This is a genomic window from Flavobacterium aquicola, assembly GCF_003385115.1.
In the GTDB taxonomy this organism is placed as follows: domain Bacteria; phylum Bacteroidota; class Bacteroidia; order Flavobacteriales; family Flavobacteriaceae; genus Flavobacterium; species Flavobacterium aquicola.
Map to the genome: position 1 here is coordinate 391421 of NZ_QUNI01000003.1, position 20018 is coordinate 411438.

Genomic DNA, 20018 nt, shown 5'->3' on the forward strand with positions numbered 1-20018 from the left:
CTTTTTAAGAATGAAATGCCGTATTAGAATGAAATTGCTGCTTCAAATACTAAACCGTTGAATTTACCACCGTAAAAGTTATTCACGTATGCAGCATTAGTAGCACTTTGGACTCCTGAAAATTGGGAGTAATCTTTATAGTTTTGGCTAACATAATTTAATTTTGCTACAATGTTTTTAGTCATGAACCAGCCAATACTTGACTCAAATCTGTCTACAGTAACTTCTTTTGCATCAGCATTAGACAATTTTCCAGATACGGTATTGTATTTTCCGCCGATATAAAACTGTTCTTTTTTTCCAAATCTGTACACAAGATCTGCAGCATACTGGGTAACAGTACGTTTGTCATCAACACCAGCTTTGTCACCTCCTGAAGCGAATTCGGCAGTTCCAAAGAATTCAAGACCTTGGTATTTTACAAATGGGTTAATCATGTATGAAGTAGCCCAGTTTTTAAAGCTAGGGTCAAAGGTAGCTTCTGGTGTAGATTTTGAATTGTAATTAGCAGGAGCAGTGTGTAAATCAGATGGTTTAGTAGAGGCAGGATTAACATAAATTGGATTATTATAAGCTTTATTGTTCAATACTCCCCAAAAACCAAATCCTGATCTAGATGAAGAATATAAGTTTGAGTTGCCTAAGTTTGCATTGTGATATAATGAACCTGTAAGTCTTACTCTCAAATCTTTGTTAAGCTGTTTGTCATAACCTAATTTAGCCAGAACTGTAGGGCTTACTACAGTATTTGCTCCTGGAGCGGCTGGGTACATTACTTCCTGAGTTCCCTGATTCAAATTTCCATTTGTAGCACCTAACATACTTACCAGTCCATTTCTGTTATAATATACTTCGATACCCATTTCGGTTGTAAAGGCATTCATGATGTTGTTTCCTACGAATGCATTTCTAAGAGTACTTCCGTTATCAGAACTTTTAAAGTGGGCATCACCGTAGTTGTTCTCCATTTGCCCGATTTTAATTGTAGCATATTTCATGATGTCAGCAAGGAAATCTTTTTTGATGAAGTCCAGCTTGTCAATTTGTAAATAACCTCCTCTTGCATACGTTTCATTGTGGTGTCTTGATGCTAAGTAAATATCTAGATTTACTCTTACCCCGTCAAACAATTGTGCTGCAATAGTCATATCAGCTGCTGGAAGCACGAAATTGTTTTCAGTATTCATTAATTGGTAACCTGTAATATTTGAAGGTTCACCAAAACTGTTAGGCTGGTCATTGAATGAATTTATTGCCTGGAAATCCATATTGAATGCACCTCCCAGATCAACGCTGAGTCCTTTAAATTCTCTGTCATCTTTTTGTACATCAAAAACGTTGATTCCATCTTTGCTTCTTGAAATTTGATTTTGCATATCGCCAAAGGTTACTTGGGCATTTGCAGCGGTCATAGATAATAAACCTGCTGCTAAGAGATAAATTTTTCTCATGATAGTGGTATTAGTTAAAGTTTAAATTGAATTTTATTGTTAAGTCTTCTCCTGTTTTTATTGCTCCAAACATGGCAGTCGGAGATTTCATGCCAAATTCGGTAAATGTTATTTTATTTGACCCCTGTAGATTTACGACACCATTTGTAACGGCGGTTTTTATTTGCGTTTTTAGTACTTTGCTTACTCCTGCAATTGTGTAAGTTCCAGTAAGATTCCAAGTGGTTTCATTTACTTTTTCTGCAGATTTTAAAACATATTTGATGTTTTTAAATTTGTCTGTTTTTAAAGTTTCATAAGCTACCTTGTCCATGCTTTTTTTCTCGCTTTTTACAGTTTCAGCAGGAAGCGTTATGTCAATGCTGTTAATGTCTGTTAATTTAGAATCGGTTACCGTAAGATTCGCCGTTCCTGTTCTTGAAGCTGATTTCATTTCCCAGTCATGCATTGTTGATGTTCCTAGTACTGAAAAATTTGTTTTTACGTCTAAAGTGTAGCTTTTTTGAGCATTTGCTGATAAGACTATTGCAAATAATGCAATTGAAGCAGTGATGGTTTTAAGTGTTGATTTCATAACTTTTTTTTAAAATAATTGTAATAAAACATTTCTGTGACATCTGGATTTTTATTTCAAAATCTTTCTTTGTTTTTACTTGTACAAATGTATTATGGATTAAAAACTGATGATATGATAAAAATCATGTAAATTCAACTATAAAAATTATACATTTCTTAACATTCAGAGGTGAATTTTGGACTATATCGTTTTCTTTATTATTATTATCACTGTTTTTATTAACAGTAAATAATGTTAAAGTGCTGTATATAAGGGAGTTTAAGGTCTTTAAGTGTGTTTCGAATAACAGATAAATTCCTCTTTTAAAGGGCGTTTATTTTTGTTCTCAAATTTTTAATTTTTTTTGCTTTTGCTGCCAAATTGTCTTGTATTTCCTGCATGTCTTTTCAAGAAAAACAAAGTCAATGTTTTTTTAACATATTAAACTGGTTGTGTGACTTTTTGAGATGAAAGATTTCAATTAAAATTTTGAGATATTTTAATTAAACTAAAGAAAAGACAGAGTCTGTTTGAATCACATTATTTAAAATTCAGTTATCAAAACAGCTATTCAATAAATAGTCACTAAATTTGCGCCATGCAAATTGAGAAAAAAGACATACGGGCATTATCAAAAGACCAGCTGAGGGATTTTTTTGTATCCAATGGAGATAAAGCATTCCGAGGCAATCAAGTCTATGAGTGGCTGTGGAGTAAAGGTGCACACAGTTTCGAGGACATGAGCAATGTTTCCAAGCAGACACGTTCTATGCTGGAGAATAACTTTGTTATTAATCATATCAAAGTGGATACAATGCAGCGCAGTGAAGATGGCACAGTGAAAAATGCTGTCCGCCTCCATGACGGTTTAGTGGTAGAAAGCGTTTTGATTCCTACTCAAACCAGAACAACGGCTTGTGTATCGAGTCAGGTGGGCTGTAGTCTGGACTGTAATTTTTGCGCTACTGCAAGGTTAAAGCGTATGCGTAATTTAGAACCCGCCGAAATTTATGATCAGGTTATTGCGATAGATAAAGAAAGCAGACTGTATTACAATCATCCATTGTCGAATATTGTTTTTATGGGAATGGGTGAACCGCTCATGAACTACAATAACGTTTTGAAAGCGATTGAAATGATTACCTCGTCAGAAGGTTTGGGAATGTCTCCAAAACGAATTATGGTTTCGACTTCGGGTATTCCTAAAATGATAAAAAAAATGGCAGATGATGAAGTGAAATTCAAATTAGCAGTTTCTCTTCATTCGGCAATTGATGAAATCCGATCCAGAATTATGCCTTTCAGCCAAAATTTCCCTTTAGCAGATTTGCGTGAAGCATTAGAATATTGGTACCGAAAAACAAAATGCAAAATATCGTATGAATATGTAGTCTGGAAAGGAATCAATGACGACAAAGCTTCGATAGATGCCTTGGTAAAGTTCTGCAAATATGTTCCCTGCAAAGTCAATCTGATTGAGTATAATCCAATTGATGACGGAGAATTTCAGCAGGCTTCTGAAGAAACTATAAATGCTTATATAAAAGCACTGGAATCTATTGGGGTAGTTGTAAAAGTAAGAAGAAGCCGAGGTAAGGATATTGATGCAGCCTGTGGACAATTGGCTAATAAAGAGGCTTAGGAAATACAATAGTGAAATATTAAAAAAAGGATTGAAAAGAACATAAGAACTCTTTTTGATCCTTTTTGATTTTAATTTTTTTAATGTTTTTATTTTAAAATAGTATATTTGGAATCTAAATGAATATTACCACACAAATAAAGCAGCCAATAGTTAACGAAATGGAACTTTTCGAGAAAAAGTTCTACGAATCGATGACCTCCAAAGTGGCGCTGTTAAACCGCATTACTTACTACATTGTCAATAGAAAAGGAAAACAAATGAGACCTATGTTTGTTTTTCTGATGGCAAAAATGGTTTCAGAAGGTGATGTTAATGAAAGAACTTATAGAGGTGCTTGTGTAATAGAATTAATTCACACGGCAACATTAGTTCATGACGATGTAGTGGATGACAGTAACCGCCGTAGAGGATTTTTCTCTATTAATGCACTTTGGAAAAACAAAATCGCTGTATTAGTTGGTGATTATTTATTGTCTAAAGGATTACTGCTTTCGATAGATCATGGTGATTTCGATTTGTTGAAAATTATTTCGGTAGCGGTTAGAGAAATGAGTGAAGGCGAATTACTTCAAATTGAAAAAGCCCGAAGACTTGATATCACAGAAGATGTTTATTATGAAATCATCCGAAAAAAAACGGCTACACTTATTGCTGCCTGCTGTGCTCTTGGCGCACGGTCTGTTGCGGAGGATGATGTTCAGGTAGAGAACATGAGGAAATTTGGTGAACTTATTGGAATGGCATTTCAGATAAAAGACGACTTATTCGATTACTCTGAAGAAGCTATTGGTAAGCCAACCGGAATCGATATCAAAGAACAAAAAATGACACTGCCTCTTATTCATGTTCTTAATAATTGTACTCCAAAAGAAAAAAGCTGGCTTATCAACTCGATAAAAAATCACAATAAGGATAAAAAAAGAGTCAAAGAAGTGATTGCTTTTGTAAAAAACAATAATGGTTTGGCTTACGCCGAAAATAAAATGGTAGAATTTCAGCAGGAAGCACTACAATTGCTGAACGATTATCCCGAATCCGACTATAAAGCGGCGCTTATTCTAATGGTTAACTACGTTATTGAAAGAAAGAAATAGTTTTTAATATCAATATTAAAAACCAATTTCAATATCAAAATGCAATAGCAATTTCAAAAATTAATTACTATTGAGTTTTAATTTTTTATTGCCATTACTGGTGTAATTGCTATTTTCATTGCCATTGATTTTTTGAAATTGCAATTTTTTTTTAAACCCATGCAACCTTTTTGGGTTGATTCTCGTCTATACTTATAGAAACACTTTTTAAACGATTTTGAAGGTAATTAATTTACATCAGGAAGAAAATGAAATAATTGCATTGGCTGTCAAAAACAACCGACAGGCACAACAATTGATTTATTCCAAATACTCGCCAAAGATGTTAAGTGTGTGCCGGCAGTATATTAAGGATTTACAATTGGCCGAAGATGTTATGATTACCGCTTTCATGAAAGTGTTCGTCAATTTAGGGAAGTTTGAACACAAAGGAAGTTTCGAAGGCTGGATTAGAAGAACAATGATTAATGAGTGCATTTCATTTATTAGGGTTCAAAAAAAGGTTCATTTTATAGAAGATTCAGTTGGTTTTGAAGAAGCAGATAATGAAACAGATATTCAGTTTTCTACCGAAGATATTCAAAGTTTAATAGACAGCTTGCCAGAAGGTTATAGAATAGTCTTTAATTTATTTGTCATAGAAGGGTATAAGCACAAAGAAATTGCTGATATACTGGGAATTAATGAAGGAACTTCAAAATCTCAGTTTGCCCATGCGAGAAAGATGTTGCAGGAACAGATTAATAAGTTAAAAAATTATTGTTATGGAACCGAATAAAATTGAAAAAGAATTCAAGGAGCAATTAAATTCTCGGAAAATAAAACCTTCAGAAATGGCGTGGGACAAATTAGAAGCACTGCTTGATGCTACAGATGAGAAACCAAAACGCAATTTTAGATGGCTTTATGCAGCAGCAGGTGTTTTAGGGTTTTTATTGGTTAGTACGGTTTATTTTAATCGTTTTGAAAGCGTAAAAGTGAATAAGGATTTGCCAATAGTTCTTGAACAAAAAACAGATGTAAATCATTTAGAGGAACTGAATGTAATCAGCAAAAGCGTTTTGCATGAGAAAATTCAAAAAAAACTAACGAAGAAACAAACAGTTGTGGCTTCTAATAACGCGCCTAAAAAACAGCTTAATGAACTCAAAAATAAAGAAGAACTTCCAGTTATCAATAATTTAAATGAAGATAGTGCTATGGTTAATTCTTCTGAAGACAAGAATTACCAGCCGACAGCCAAAAATAAATACATTTCAGCTGAACAATTATTAGCAGAAGTCAGTAATACTAAATTTGAAGCAAAAGTTACGAACGAAACTATTGAAACCAGAAAAGCTATTTCTGTAAATCCAAATGATCTATTGCTGAATGCTGAAACTGAATTAAATCAATCTTACAGAGAATCAGCTTTGGACAGATTTAATAAAAAATTAAATGCAGTAAAAACTGTTTTAGTTAATAGGAATTACGAAAAATAAATCAAAATCGTCAATCATCAATCAAAAAACGAAAATCATGCAAAAAATTATGTTGTTTACAATAATAACGATAGTTGCCTTAGCGACTAAATTAAGTGCCCAGGAGAAAGGCAGCTATAAACATGTTTTGGACTGGAGTTATTGGCAGTCTGAGTCACCAAAATATGAGATGAATCTTGAAAAAAATCCTGAATCCAGTGATCAAAACATTTTTACAATTAAATCAGTTCAAAGTAAAATTAATGGTTTTGGAACTCTTATGAAAACCGCCAAAACTGATTTGTATACGGGGAAAACTGTAAAAATGTCTGGTTATGTCAAAAGTGATGATGTGAAATCTTGGGCTGGACTTTGGATGAGGGTTGATTATTATGATGCTCGTGTGCTTGCTTTCGATAACATGCAAAACAGGCCCATAAAAGGATTCACTGATTGGACAAAATATGAAATTGTTTTATTTGTGCCAAAGGAAGCAACATCAATTTCTTATGGTGTTTTATTAGATGGAACTGGTAAGGTTGGGTTTAAAGATGTAAAACTTGAAGTGGTTGATGATAATGTTCCTGAAACTGGTTCGAATAAAGGGAGGGAGCACAAAGTAATTTCATTTGAAACAAAAGCAAAAGCAATTGGCGATCAAATTAAAAAGATCTCTGACGATGAAAAAAAAGCGTTAAAAATTGATATTGAAGGTTTAGACGAACAAGTTGCAAATGGTTCTATTTCTAAAGAAAGAGCAGATGAGTTAAAATTAAAAAAAGCTCAAGAACATGCAGCTAATATTGACATTAAAATAGCTGTTGAAGAAGAAAAATTAAATCAATTAGTTCAAGATAAGGTTGATGGAAAAGTTGAGGAGGAAAATACAAAAAAAAGAGGAGGTACAAGTATCATAATTGGTGGTAGTAATGATTCTATTGCCCTGAATGGAACAGAAATTAATCTTACATCGATGAAGGTGTATCATGGACAAAAGGATAAAGAAAATCGCCAATCTAAAAGAACGACTTCACAATTTGTGTTTGCGTTTGGAGCAAATAACTTAGTAACCGATAAGCAAGTTGCCAACTCCGATTTTAAATATTTGAAATCTCATTTTTATGAGTGGGGATTTACTTTTAACACTAGAATTTTGAAAGAAGATAATTTACTGCATTTTAAATATGGGATGTCATTGATGTATAATAATCTAAGAGCAACAGATGATCGTTATTTTGAAAAAAATGGAGCACAGACTAATTTAGTTACAAGTGCTGTACATTTGGACGAATCCAGATTTAGAAATGTATATATAATGGCACCTCTGCATTTAGAGTTTGATTTTACTAAAAAGGAAATCCGTGATAATGCTAATTATTTTAGAACACACGAGAGTGTGAGAGTTGGATTGGGCGGTTATGCAGGTTTTAGAGTGAAATCCAAGCAGATTCTTTGTTTTGATGATGCCAGCGGAAATGACGTGGAGCAAAAAACAAAAGGTAATTTTAATGTAAATGATTTTAATTACGGTTTGAGTACTTATGTCGGTTATAAAGCAACAAGTATTTATTTAAAATATGATTTACAGCCTTTATTTGAAAACAATGCTGTTGATCAAAACAATATTTCATTGGGACTTCGTTTCGATTTTAATTAAAAAAGTTTTAGTTAGTTTTTTTTAAGGACCCTTTCAGTTTCAAACTCTGGAAGGGTTACTATTTTAAAAAAGATAGTAACTTAGCGACTTAATAACTTAGCAGCTTAGAAATAAATTGATATCACAATCCACAATAGACACAGTTTTTGAAACCGCTCGAGTAGAGGAGGTTATTGGAGATTTTGTGCAGTTAAAAAGAGCAGGAAGTAATTTTAAGGGGCTGAGTCCGTTCTCGGATGAACGCTCTCCATCGTTTATGGTGTCGCCTGCCAAAGGGATTTGGAAAGATTTTAGTTCTGGAAAAGGAGGCAATTCTGTTGCTTTTTTGATGGAACATTCTCATTTTACCTATCCGGAAGCTATACGGTATTTGGCAAAAAAATACAATATCGAAATTGAGGAAACGGAGCAGACTGATGCAGAAAAAGCAAATACAGATGTTCGTGAAAGTATGTATCTGGTTTCTGAATTTGCGAAAGATTATTTTCATAATACACTTTTGCATTCCGAAGAAGGAAAGGCTATAGGGTATTCTTATTTCAAGGAAAGAGGTTTTACAGCTGAAACGATAAAGAAATTTGCACTTGGATATTCTCCCGAAACTTGGGATGCTTTTACGAAAGAAGCATTGGGGAAAGGCTATAAAATGGAATTTCTGGAAAGCACCGGATTAACAATCGCCAGAGAAGATCGTCCTTTTGACAGATTTAAGGGCAGAGTGATGTTTCCTATTCAGAGTATGTCGGGAAGAGTGCTTGGTTTTGGCGGTCGAATTTTAACTAATGATAAAAAAGCGGCTAAATATTTGAACTCACCCGAAAGTGATATTTACCATAAAAGTAAAGTGCTTTACGGTATTTATCAGGCGAAACAATCTATAGCAAAATTAAATAATTGCTTTTTGGTTGAAGGATATACGGATGTAATTCAGTTTAATCAAAGTGGTGTTGAAAATGTTGTTGCATCTTCTGGAACAGCTCTTACGCCAGACCAAATTCGATTAATTAATAGATTGACCAAAAATATTACGGTTCTATTTGATGGAGATGCTGCTGGACTTCGTGCTTCTATTCGTGGAATTGATTTAATTCTCGAAGAAGGAATGAATGTTAAAGTATGCAGCTTTCCTGATGGAGAAGATCCGGACAGTTTTGCAAGAAAAAATTCTTATGAAGATTTAGTAGCGTATTTAGATGAAAATGCTAAAGATTTCATTCAGTTCAAAGCTTCTCTTTTGATGAATGATGCAAAAAACGATCCGATTAAGAAAGCAGATTTGATTCGTGATATGGTTGCCAGTATTGCGAAAATACCAGACAGGATTCAGCGCGAAATTTATATTCAGGAATGTTCTCGAATAATGGATATTTCCGAGCAGGTTCTGACAAGTACTTTGGCACAGCTGGTTCAAAAAGATGTTGCCGAAGTAGGGAAAAAAGCAAAACAGGAACAAAAAGCTTTTGAAGTTGTAAAAAATGAAGCCCCCGTTCAAGCTGCAAAAGTGGATGTTTTGTACCGCTTGGAGCGAAAAATTATTGAAATTCTTTTGTTGTATGGAAATAAAACGGAAGAATTTGAAGATGTCTTTTTAAGAACAAATGAATCCGGTGAAATTGAAACTGTAACCGAGATGAAAGAATATAAGGTTTACCAGAGGATTTATCTGAGTCTGCAGGAAGATGAGGTAGAACTTGCAAATCCTTTGTTCCGCGATATTTTTAATGACTTAATTCAATATTTTCTGCAGAATGAAAATTTGGAATTTGAAAAATATCTGATGCAGTTAAATTCCGATTTTGCTCAGGAAGTGACCGATATTTTAATGGAAGATGAAAGATTGGTACTCCATAACTGGATAGGGCAGAATATTATTCCAAAGACTAAAAATGAGACTATTAGTCAATATGTGTCAGAAACTATTTTGACAATGCGCTGGTATCTGGTAGATAAAATTATAGATGAATTAAAAAACTCTGTATCAAATGAACCAGGTTCAGATAATACAGAGTCAATGTCAATGGCGATGGATTACTACAAACTAATTAATTCGTTTTCAAAAAAATTAGGAAGAGTAATGTCACGCTACAGTTAAACGATTTCTAAAGTTTTAGCTTTATTTACTAAATCTACTAGATTCGTAACGTTTAATTTAGTCAACAATCGTAGTTTGTAAGTACTGATTGTTTTTTCGTTAAGCGATAAGATTTCAGCGATTTCATGGTTTTTCTTTCCATCGCTTAAATAACGCAATACTTCAACTTCACGATTGGAAAGTTTTCTGTACAAACGCTCGCTTTTGCTTTGTTTTGCAATCAAAGCAATGTTTTTCATAACGGCTTCATTCATGATGATTTTGCCTTGGTTCACTTTAATGATCGACTGACCCAAAGTTTCCAGCTTTTCAGTTTTGTGAACAAATCCAGAAACTCCTGCTTTAATAGCATTTGGAGCGTAAATCTGTTCTGAAAGACCGCTGTAAAAAACGATTTTTGTTTTTGGAAAATTTTTCAAAACCGATTTGATTTCGAAAATACTTGATAAGCCCTCAAGTTCTAGGTCCAATACAAGCACATCTATTTCTTTACTAAGAAGGATGTCTTTTACCATTGCAAAATTACCTACATTGGCTACAATGGAGATTTCTGAATGGTCTTTGAAGTACGATTTTATTCCAAAATGTACTACAGGATAGTTATCTGCTAAACAAACTTTAATCATGGTATTTAGTTTTAGGATTGTTTTTGAATACAACAAATTTAAAAAAATATATCGATATAAGTCTGCTTTTTCGGACAAATTATTTTTTTTTAACAGTTTATTATACAAACTGGTAGTGGATTCATTTTATGCTGGTTGTTTTTGTTAAGTTTTTTGTAAATTTCGTATACGGTTTTTTGACGTTCAGAGAATGTGTTAGTGTCTGTTTCTGAATCATTTACTTCCATTGCCCATTCTAATTCGTCATAACTTGCACCCAATTGATCTTCATCAGATCTCTCGTCACCAAATAATCCATCTGTTGGAGCAGCCGTTAATATAGAGTCAGGAATTTTCAAATAAGTCCCTAATTGATATACTTCAGACTTCATTAAATCAGCTATTGGACTCAAATCAACGCCACCATCTCCATATTTGGTATAGAAACCAACTCCAAAATCTTCTACTTTGTTTCCTGTCCCAGCAACTAATAAACCATGAATACCTGCAAAGTAGTATAAAGTGGTCATGCGCAAACGTGCGCGGGTATTAGCAAGAGATAAATTTACAGTAGCTTCATTGCTGGTTGTTGGAACTTCTTTTTTGAAAGTTTCAAAAACCGAAGTTAAGTCGGCTACCGCATTAGTTACATTTGGGAATCTGTTTTTTAATTGCTCAATATGTTCTCTGGCTCTGGATACATGGCTGGGAGCTTGGTGAATTGGCATTTCAACACATACAACTTTTAGGCCTGTCTGTGCACAGAGTGTTGAGGTTACTGCCGAATCTACACCGCCAGATATTCCTATAACAAATCCATTAACCTTTGAATTTTCAGCATAATTTTTTAGCCATTCTACAATATGTGTATTTACTTTTTCGATTTGTAAGGTTCTTTTTTTAGTCATAATAGTTTAAGTTTTAAAAAAGAGGGATGTATATTTGCAAAAAAAATGAGTGCAGTGTTATCTAATTACTCTTTGGTAACAAATTTAAATAAAATAATAGAATTGAATAGAGGATGTTTGGTTTAGGTTGAAAAATCTTGTGAAGATTTGTGAATTATTCTCTAAATGTCTCTGAAAACTGATAATAAATAAAAATATATATGAAAATATTTCTCTTAACGATAGTTTGCAGTTTGCTTTTGATATCCTGTGACCAAAAGAGCAAAGTCGAAAAGGCTATCGAAGAAACACCAGTTAAAACTATTAAGGTAGAGCGTTTTGATAAGGAATTCTTTGAAACTTCTCCAAAAGATTTATCTAAATTAAAAAAGAAATATCCTTATTTTTTCTCACCGAACATTAGTGATACTGTTTGGGTGAATAAAATGAATGAGCCTATATGGAGAGAAGTATACGCTGAAGTTCAAAAAAAATATCCTTCAACTGGGGAAATCCAAAATGGTGTTGAAGCTTTGGTACAGCATATGAAATATTATTTTCCGAAAACCAAAACACCGAAAGTGATTACTTTAATTTCGGATATGAATTATTCAAATAAAGCCATTTATGCAGATTCTTTGGTAATCATTTCATTAGAATTGTATTTGGGTGCAAACCATAAATTTTATACTTTTCCGAAATATATCAGGCAGAATTTTGAAGAAAGACAAATGATGCCAGATTTGGTGAGTAGTTTCTCTACTGGTAAAATTGCGCCTCCTACTGAGAAAAACTTATTGTCACAAATGATTTATTTTGGTAAAGAGCTCTATTTGAAAGATATTTTGCTTCCAGAATATACCGATGCTGAAAAAATGGGATATACTCCAGAGCAGATAGTTTGGTGTCAGGAAAATGAGAGCTATATTTGGCGTTATTTTATTGAAAAAGAAATGCTTTATAGTGATGAACAGAGACTTATTTCTCGATTTATTGATCCATCTCCGTTTTCTAAATTTTACTTAGAAATTGATAATGATTCTCCAGGACGAGTAGGAGTATGGATTGGCTGGCAGATAGTACGGTCTTACATGGAAAATAATAATAATGTTAAGGTAGATGAGCTTTTGAAACTTGATGCCAAAGAAATTTTTGAAAAATCAAAATACAAACCCAAGAAATAATGTCAAAAGATAATACCTCAGAAATTAAATTTTTAGTAGAATTAGATGAAAACCGCGTACCGGAAAAACTTTTCTGGACAGCCCAAGACGGCGGTATAGAGCTTTCAGAATCAAAAGCAATAATGCTTAATGTTTGGGATCACAAAGCCAAAGAAAGTATGCGAATTGATTTGTGGACAAAAGACATGCCTGTGGATGAAATGAAAATTTTCTTTCACCAAACGTTAGTGTCAATGGCTGAAACTTTTAAAAGAGCTACAAATGATGAAAAAATGTCGGATACAATGCTGGATTTCTGTGATTATTTTGCAGAAAAATTAGAATTGAAAAAGTAGTTTTCGAAATTTTTGGAAACAAAAAAAATCCCAAAACTGTCAAAAAAAATGCAGTTTTGGGATTTTTTATATGTAATTAAACTTTTTTAGAACTCTGAATTGTTTTTAAAAACTTCCTGATTAACTTCGTCAATATAGTTTAGCAATTCTTCTTTTCCTATCGATTCTGTTGATGATGTTACAAAATATTGTGGCATTTCGGCCCAATTGTTGGCAAACATTTGTTTCTTGTAAGCAGCAATATGTGAGTCGATTTTTACTTTACTGATTTTATCAGCTTTGGTGAAAACAATGCAGAACGGGATTTCGCTTTCGCCCATATAGGACATAAACTCAACATCGATCGTCTGTGCTTCATGACGAATGTCAATTAGGACAAAAGCACAAACCAGCTGTTCTCTATTTTCGAAATAATCAGTTATGAATTCCTGAAAAATTGATTTCGTTTTTTTAGAAACTTTAGCATATCCATAACCTGGCAGATCGACAAGAAACCAATTGCTGTTGATTAAAAAATGATTGATAAGCTGTGTTTTTCCAGGTCTTCCCGAAGTTTTTGCTAACTTCTTCTGGTTAGTCAGCATATTTATTAATGAAGACTTACCAACATTCGATCTGCCGATAAAAGCATATTCAGGCAAAAAATCCTTTGGACATTTACTCACATCAGAGTTGCTGATAACGAATTCGGCTGTATTAATTTTCATGTTTTTGAGTATAAAATTCTCCGATCGATTAGTGTTCTGCTAAATGAGTGTGAGTAAGCCAGTCTTCCAAATGTGCATTGAATTCTTCCGGCTGTTCCATCATAGCGGCATGTCCGCATTTGTCAATCCAGTATAAAGTCGAATTTGGTAATAATTTATGGAATTCCTCGGCTACATCCGGCGGTGTCACTTGGTCATTTTTCCCCCATATAATACAAGTCTGTACATGCATTTTTGGTAAATCTTTGGCCATATTGTGACGAATTGCACTTTTGGCAATAGTCAGAGTCTTGATTAATTTTATACGGTCATTTACAGTTGCATATACTTCGTCGATAAGTTCTGGTGTTGCTATTTTTGGATCATAAAATACATCTTCGGCTTTTTTCTTAATGTATCCGTAGTCACCTCTTTTTGGGTAACTGTCTCCCATAGCGCTTTCATAAAGTCCTGAACTTCCTGTGATAACTAGTCCGGATACTTTTTCAGGAAACATTTTAGTATGGTACAATGCAATATGTCCTCCAAGTGAATTTCCTAAAAGGATTACTCTGTCTAATTTTTTGAACGTAATAAAGTTTTTTACATAGACTGCAAAGCTTTTTACATTTGTTTTTAATATGTTTTGTGTGTAAATAGGTAAATCGGGAATGATAATTCTGTATCCTTTATTAGAAAAATAATTGGCTACTGCATCAAAATTACTAAGTCCTCCCATTAAACCATGTAAGATAACAATCGGAATTCCTTCGCCTGCTTCGTAATATCCGTATTTGCCTTCTTTTTTGTAATATTTTTCCATGTTTTAAATGACAATTTCAATTTGTTACAAATATATGGTTAAAAAAATTAAAAATAATTTTAGTGGCTTTTTTTTAACCTTTTATTCTTATGCATCTATCCTAAGGTGCGAATTCTTTTTTTTATTGCTTTTTTAACGGTTATCTGGTATTCTTTTTAATCTTTTAAGAGTATGCATTAATAATAAGGAATGGTTCCTTTTTAGTAAATCTCGCGCTTTCTTACAAAATCTCAATTTTACGGCTAACGTTCTGATAGTCTATAAACTAAGCGTTTTTGGTCAAAAGTGGTTAAACTTATTAACAAAGTGGTATATTGTGGTAAAATGTGGTAAAATTTTATATATTTTTGCTTAATACAATTCAATACAAATTCACTTGGACACAATTATAGGAACATATGAGTGTAAAGTCGATGCTAAAGGACGGGTTTTATTACCAGCTCCTTTAAAAAAGCAGTTGGCTTCCTCGCTTCAAAACGGTTTTGTTTTGAAGCGTTCTGTCTTTCAGCCCTGTCTGGAATTGTATCCTATGGAAGAGTGGGATTTGATGATGAAAAAAATCAACAAACTTAATCGATTTGTAAAAAAGAACAATGACTTTATTCGCCGTTTTACCGCTGGTGTAAAGGTAGTAGAGATAGATGCACTGGGCAGGTTATTGGTTCCTAAAGACTTAGTGACTTTTGCCAGCATTGATAAAGATGTAGTTTTTTCTTCTGCAGTTAATATTGTGGAGATTTGGGATAAAGATTTGTACGAAAAATCAATTGACGGTGCAGATGTTGATTTTGCAGATTTAGCCGAAGAAGTAATGGGTAATTTAAATGACGACGACAATGGAATATCATAATCCTGTTTTGCTTCATCCTACAGTGGATGGTTTGGATATAAAACCTGATGGGATTTATGTGGATGTGACTTTTGGCGGTGGCGGTCATTCAAAAGAAATATTGAGAAGGCTGGGGCCTGATGGAAAATTATTTGCTTTTGATCAGGATGAGGATGCTTTAGCAAATGCTTTGCCAGACGAAAGATTTACATTGATTAACGAGAATTTTAGATTTATAAAAAGATTTATGCGTTTTTATGGCGTGAAAGCTGTGGATGGCATTTTGGGAGATTTGGGAGTTTCATCTCATCAGTTTGATGTGGCCGAAAGAGGTTTTTCGACCCGTTTTGATGCAGGGCTGGACATGAGAATGAGTCAAAAGAATGACTTAAATGCTTACAGAGTTGTTAATGAATATGATGATGCCAATTTACGCAGGGTTTTTTATGATTATGGAGAACTGAAAAATGCACCAGCTTTATCAAGAACAATTATTGAAGCCAGAGAGCACAGCCCAATTAAAACTACTGAAGAATTGAAAGAAGTTTTGGCTAAATATTTACCAGAAAGACTTAGAAATAAAATTTTGGCACAAATCTATCAGGCGATCCGAATTGAGGTTAATCAGGAAATGGATGTTTTGAAAGAGTTTTTGGAGCAGTCTCTTGAAATTTTGAAACCGGGAGGAAGATTAAGCGTGATTTCTTATCATTCATTAGAAGACAGATTAGTAAAAAGATTCATAAAAAACGGAATGTTCGAAGGGGAGCCAGAACGTGATTTTTATGGTAATTTTTCTGTTCCTTTTAATACAGTTGGAAAATTGATAGTTCCAGATAATGAAGAAATTAAATTGAATAACAGAGCCAGAAGTGCAAAATTGAGAATTGCAGAGAAAAAGTAATATATAATGAAGGGCGGAATTTATAACATATTAAAAGCACAATATCTAATTGATGATAACGCAGTTAAAAACTGGCGTTTTATCGTATTTGTGATTTTACTTGCTATAATAATGATTGCTAACACCCAGCGTTACGAGCAAAAGGTGTTTAAAATTGTTGAATTGACAAATAAGGTAAAAGAATTGCGCTCTGAATTTGTAGACAGACGTTCGGAGCTTATGAAGCTTAAAATGGAATCTACGGTTTCGGCTAAAATGGAAGAAAAACAAATTTTCCCATCCACAGTTCCGCCTGTAAAAATTGAAGTGGAAGAACCTGAAGAGAAAAATTTCTTAGAGAAGTTATGGCAGTAGAAGATAAATATATATCCTATAGAACCTATCTGGTAGCCTTTTTCATCTTTGTGATGGCAATCGCTATTGCTGTTAAGTTAACTAATATTCAATGGGTCGATGGAAATCATTACAGGGAATTAGCCAAAGAAAGAACGGTAAAGAATTTTGTTATACCTGCTAATAAAGGGAATATCTATTCGGCAGACGGAAGTCTTTTGGCTACTTCAATTCCTAGTTATGCTATTCGTTTTGATGCTGTCGCGCCAAAGACCGAAGCATTTGAGAAGAATGTGAAACTGCTTTCGGATTCATTGGGAATGATTCTTAAAAAATCAAGCAGCGCAATTCAAAATGAATTAAGAAAAGCCAGAGAGCATAAAAATAGATATTATCTGATTGCTCAAGGGTTGAGTTTTACTCAATATATGAAGATTAAAGGGTTTCCTCTGTTTAACCTGGGAGCCTACAAAGGAGGAATTATAGTTGAGCAGAAAACAATCAGGGAACATCCAATAGGTCATATTGCCGAGCGTACTATAGGTTATGAAAGAAAATTAACGGGGTATTCAGACGGGAAAGGAATCGAGTGGGCTTACCGAGAATTTCTTAACGGTAAAGACGGCAAAATATTAAAGCAAAAAATTGCTAAAGGGCAATGGAAACCTATTCGGGATGTAAACGAAGTGGAACCTCAAGATGGTTATGACGTAATTTCGACTATAGATGTTTACATTCAGGATATTGCACATCATGCGTTGTTAAAACAGCTGGAAGAATATGAAGCAGATCACGGCTGTGTCGTAGTAATGGAAACTAAAACTGGACAGGTCAAAGCAATTTCCAATTTAGGGAGAGGTAATGATGGTATTTATTATGAGACTACAAATTACGCTTATGCAGAGTCTCACGAACCGGGATCGACTTTTAAATTGGTTGATTTAATTGCAATATTAGAAGATAAGGTAGCAGATACCAGTACTGTTTATGATAGTCATAGAGGTATAATTACCTATTCTGGCCGCAAAGTGAGAGATTCTCATGAAGGAGGTTATGGTAAAGTATCGTTGGCTAGAGGTTTTGAGCTTTCTTCAAATACTGTAATGGTTCAGGCGGTATACAATAATTATAAAAACGATCCGACAAAATTTGTAAATCATATTAATTCATTTGGTTTAAATAAAAAATTAGGATTGGCTTTTCGAGGAGAAGGAGTTCCTTTTATACCGCAGCCAAGTGATAAAAGCTGGTCGAATATTTCGCTTCCGTGGATGGCATTTGGATATGGAGTTTCGGTTACACCACTACAGACTTTGACATTTTATAATGCTGTAGCAAATAATGGTGTAATGGTAAAACCAATGCTGGTTACGGAGATAAAAGCTTGGGATAAAACTATAAAAAAATACAATACCGAAGTCATGAACCAGAAGATCTGTTCTGATGAGACATTAAAAAAAGTACATGCTGTTCTTGAAAATGTGGTAAAAAAAGGGACGGGTTCTAAGCTGTATTCTAAAGATTTTTCTATGGCAGGAAAAACAGGTACAGCTGCGGTAAATTATGCTCAGAACGGAGGACAGGATAAATATTATGCCTCATCATTTGTTGGATATTTTCCTGCTGATAATCCAAAGTATTCCTGTATTGTTGTTGTTCATGAACCAAATACAGCAAACAATAATTATTATGGTGCCGATGTTGCTGGACCAGTTTTCAAAAGAATAGCACAAAAAATATTTACAGACACGCCTTCAACTAATGTGATTAAAAAATTGGACCGTCCTAATCCAATACAGGATGGTAGTTATAACAGCTATTATGCAAAAGCACAAAAAAAGCAAAATGTAATTCCAAATGTCCGAGGGATGGCCGGAATGGATGCAGTGGCTTTGTTAGGAAATCTGGGGTTGAAAGTTAAAGTTGTCGGAGTTGGGAAAGTTAAAAAACAATCCCTGCAGGCGGGTCAGAATATTGTAAAAAATTCATCAATTCTATTGGAATTATCATGAGTATATTAAAAGACATATTATATAAAGTGGCGATAGAATCTGTAACAGGTTCTACTGAAATTGTTATAAACCAGCTGCATTTTGATTCAAGAAAAATTGAAGCAAATGATGTATTTGTTGCGATTCGCGGTACTATTTCGGACGGGCATGATTTTATTGAAAAAGCAATCGGTCTTGGAGCAACAGCAGTTATCTGCGATACGCTTCCAGAAAATCTGATAAATGGGATAACTTATGTCTGCGTAAAAGATACGAATGCAGCTTTGGCTTTTATGGCTGCCAATTTTTATGGTGACCCTTCGCAAAAGCTGAAACTAATTGGTATTACCGGGACAAATGGTAAAACTACTATTGCTTCGCTGCTGTATCAATTGTTTAAAAAAGCTGGCTTTAAAGTAGGGTTGCTGTCAACAGTAAAGATTTTGGTTGATGAAATAGAGCACAAAGCCACGCATACAACACCAGATTCTATTACGATCAATTATTTTCTTAATGAGATGATTGAGGCTGGCGTTGAGTATTGTTTTATGGAAGTGAGTTCTCATGGAATTCATCAAAAACGTACTGAAGGATTGCATTTTAGAGGAGGGATATTTACAAATCTGTCTCATGATCATTTGGATTACCATCCAACATTTGCCGAATACAGAGATGTGAAGAAATCTTTTTTTGATCATCTGCCTAATTCTGCTTTTGCATTGACTAATAGTGATGACAAAAATGGTCCGGTAATGCTTCAAAACACTACTGCCCGAAAATTGACATACGCTTTAAAAACATATGCTGATTATAAAGCACAAATTCTGGAAAATCAATTGTCTGGCTTGCTTTTGAAAATAAACGGTAATGAGGTTTGGGTAAAACTGATTGGAACTTTCAATGCTTATAATCTTTTAGCAATATACGGAACAGCTGTTGAACTAGGCTTGGACGGTTTTGAAGTGCTTAGACTAATGTCGGAATTAGAAAGCGTATCAGGAAGATTTCAATACATTGTTTCTAATGCAAATATTACGGCTATTGTAGATTATGCGCATACGCCGGATGCACTCGAAAATGTTTTGAATACCATTAATGATGTCCGTACAAATAATGAACAATTAATTACTGTTGTGGGATGCGGAGGCAATAGAGATACTGCAAAACGTCCTGTTATGGCAAATATCGCCACAGAGTTAAGCGATAAAGTAATTTTAACTTCTGACAATCCTAGAAATGAAGAGCCAGAAGCGATTATACAAGAAATGGAAAAAGGGGTTCAGACTCAAAATTTCAAAAAAGTTTTGTCAATTACTGATAGATTTCAAGCAATTAAAACGGCTTGTCAATTGGCACAACCTAATGACATTATATTGATTGCTGGAAAAGGACACGAAACTTATCAGGAAATCAAAGGGGTACGTCATGATTTTGACGATATGAAAAATGTAAAAGAAATTTTAGACCAATTATTAAAATAGAACAA

At 33.9% G+C, this 20018-nt stretch carries 19 protein-coding genes; 13 read left to right on the forward strand and 6 right to left on the reverse strand.

Annotated features, from left to right (window positions below; translation table 11 throughout):
- Window positions 1-23: 23 nt before the first annotated feature.
- Together C8P67_RS06855 and C8P67_RS06860 are read right to left on the reverse strand one after the other, a co-directional pair.
- A complete protein-coding gene (locus tag C8P67_RS06855) occupies window positions 24-1451 on the reverse strand; it encodes a hypothetical protein (RefSeq protein ID WP_115811689.1) in 1428 nt (475 codons plus the stop codon).
- Window positions 1452-1461: 10 nt separating this feature from the next.
- Window positions 1462-2025, reverse strand: coding sequence for a YceI family protein (locus C8P67_RS06860; protein WP_115811691.1), 564 nt, complete (start codon window positions 2023-2025; stop codon window positions 1462-1464).
- A 580-nt stretch (window positions 2026-2605) separates the two neighbouring features.
- Here C8P67_RS06860 and rlmN point away from each other — a divergent pair.
- From rlmN to dnaG, 6 genes are all read left to right on the forward strand, one after another.
- A complete protein-coding gene (gene rlmN / locus C8P67_RS06865) occupies window positions 2606-3649 on the forward strand; it encodes a 23S rRNA (adenine(2503)-C(2))-methyltransferase RlmN (RefSeq protein ID WP_115811692.1) in 1044 nt (347 codons plus the stop codon).
- Window positions 3650-3768: 119 nt separating this feature from the next.
- Window positions 3769-4746: a polyprenyl synthetase family protein gene (locus C8P67_RS06870; protein ID WP_115811694.1), complete on the forward strand. Its 978-nt coding sequence runs from the start codon at window positions 3769-3771 to the stop codon at window positions 4744-4746.
- A gap of 217 nt (window positions 4747-4963) precedes the next feature.
- Window positions 4964-5524 carry an RNA polymerase sigma factor gene (locus tag C8P67_RS06875; RefSeq protein ID WP_115811696.1) on the forward strand — a complete coding sequence of 187 codons (561 nt, stop codon included), beginning with the start codon at window positions 4964-4966 and terminating at the stop codon, window positions 5522-5524.
- Window positions 5511-6227 carry a hypothetical protein gene (locus tag C8P67_RS06880; protein WP_115811698.1) on the forward strand — a complete coding sequence of 239 codons (717 nt, stop codon included), beginning with the start codon at window positions 5511-5513 and terminating at the stop codon, window positions 6225-6227. Before C8P67_RS06875 ends, C8P67_RS06880 begins: the two co-directional genes overlap by 14 nt.
- A gap of 37 nt (window positions 6228-6264) precedes the next feature.
- Window positions 6265-7863, forward strand: coding sequence for a hypothetical protein (locus tag C8P67_RS06885; RefSeq protein WP_245980385.1), 1599 nt, complete (start codon window positions 6265-6267; stop codon window positions 7861-7863).
- 115 nt (window positions 7864-7978) lie between these two features.
- The gene (gene dnaG, locus C8P67_RS06890; protein ID WP_115811700.1) at window positions 7979-9955 is read left to right on the forward strand and encodes a DNA primase; all 1977 of its coding nucleotides are present in this window, start codon (window positions 7979-7981) and stop codon (window positions 9953-9955) included.
- On the opposite strand, the gene C8P67_RS06895 is transcribed toward dnaG, so the two are convergent.
- Window positions 9952-10581, reverse strand: a complete 630-nt coding sequence (locus tag C8P67_RS06895) for a response regulator transcription factor (protein WP_115811977.1) — start codon at window positions 10579-10581, stop codon at window positions 9952-9954. The genes dnaG and C8P67_RS06895 overlap by 4 nt on opposite strands.
- 89 nt (window positions 10582-10670) lie before the next feature.
- Window positions 10671-11468: an NAD(+) synthase gene (nadE, locus tag C8P67_RS06900; protein WP_115811701.1), complete on the reverse strand. Its 798-nt coding sequence runs from the start codon at window positions 11466-11468 to the stop codon at window positions 10671-10673.
- Between the two features lie 200 nt (window positions 11469-11668).
- On the opposite strand from nadE, the gene gldB reads away from it, so the two are divergent.
- On the forward strand, window positions 11669-12631 hold the full coding sequence (gene gldB, locus C8P67_RS06905) for a gliding motility lipoprotein GldB (protein WP_115811703.1): 963 nt from the start codon (window positions 11669-11671) through the stop codon (window positions 12629-12631).
- Entirely contained in the window at window positions 12631-12966 is a 336-nt protein-coding gene (gene gldC / locus C8P67_RS06910) for a gliding motility protein GldC (protein ID WP_115811705.1), read from the forward strand. The genes gldB and gldC overlap by 1 nt, the downstream gene beginning before the upstream one ends.
- Window positions 12967-13052: 86 nt before the next feature.
- On the opposite strand, the gene yihA is transcribed toward gldC, so the two are convergent.
- A complete protein-coding gene (yihA, locus tag C8P67_RS06915; RefSeq protein ID WP_115811706.1) occupies window positions 13053-13673 on the reverse strand; it encodes a ribosome biogenesis GTP-binding protein YihA/YsxC in 621 nt (206 codons plus the stop codon).
- A gap of 28 nt (window positions 13674-13701) precedes the next feature.
- Window positions 13702-14475 carry an alpha/beta fold hydrolase gene (locus tag C8P67_RS06920; RefSeq protein WP_115811708.1) on the reverse strand — a complete coding sequence of 258 codons (774 nt, stop codon included), beginning with the start codon at window positions 14473-14475 and terminating at the stop codon, window positions 13702-13704.
- A 376-nt stretch (window positions 14476-14851) separates the two neighbouring features.
- Here C8P67_RS06920 and mraZ point away from each other — a divergent pair, with 376 nt between their 5' ends.
- Genes mraZ through C8P67_RS06945 form a run of 5 tightly spaced genes read left to right on the forward strand, consistent with a single transcriptional unit; the run spans window position 14852 to window position 20013 of the window.
- Window positions 14852-15325: a division/cell wall cluster transcriptional repressor MraZ gene (gene mraZ, locus C8P67_RS06925; RefSeq protein ID WP_115811709.1), complete on the forward strand. Its 474-nt coding sequence runs from the start codon at window positions 14852-14854 to the stop codon at window positions 15323-15325.
- Window positions 15300-16208, forward strand: coding sequence for a 16S rRNA (cytosine(1402)-N(4))-methyltransferase RsmH (gene rsmH / locus C8P67_RS06930; protein WP_211319895.1), 909 nt, complete (start codon window positions 15300-15302; stop codon window positions 16206-16208). The genes mraZ and rsmH overlap by 26 nt, the downstream gene beginning before the upstream one ends.
- Window positions 16209-16214: 6 nt before the next feature.
- On the forward strand, window positions 16215-16562 hold the full coding sequence (locus C8P67_RS06935) for an FtsL-like putative cell division protein (protein WP_115811713.1): 348 nt from the start codon (window positions 16215-16217) through the stop codon (window positions 16560-16562).
- Entirely contained in the window at window positions 16553-18553 is a 2001-nt protein-coding gene (locus tag C8P67_RS06940) for a peptidoglycan D,D-transpeptidase FtsI family protein (RefSeq protein ID WP_115811715.1), read from the forward strand. Before C8P67_RS06935 ends, C8P67_RS06940 begins: the two co-directional genes overlap by 10 nt.
- The gene (locus tag C8P67_RS06945) at window positions 18550-20013 is read left to right on the forward strand and encodes a UDP-N-acetylmuramoyl-L-alanyl-D-glutamate--2,6-diaminopimelate ligase (protein WP_115811717.1); all 1464 of its coding nucleotides are present in this window, start codon (window positions 18550-18552) and stop codon (window positions 20011-20013) included. Before C8P67_RS06940 ends, C8P67_RS06945 begins: the two co-directional genes overlap by 4 nt.
- Window positions 20014-20018 lie beyond the last annotated feature (5 nt).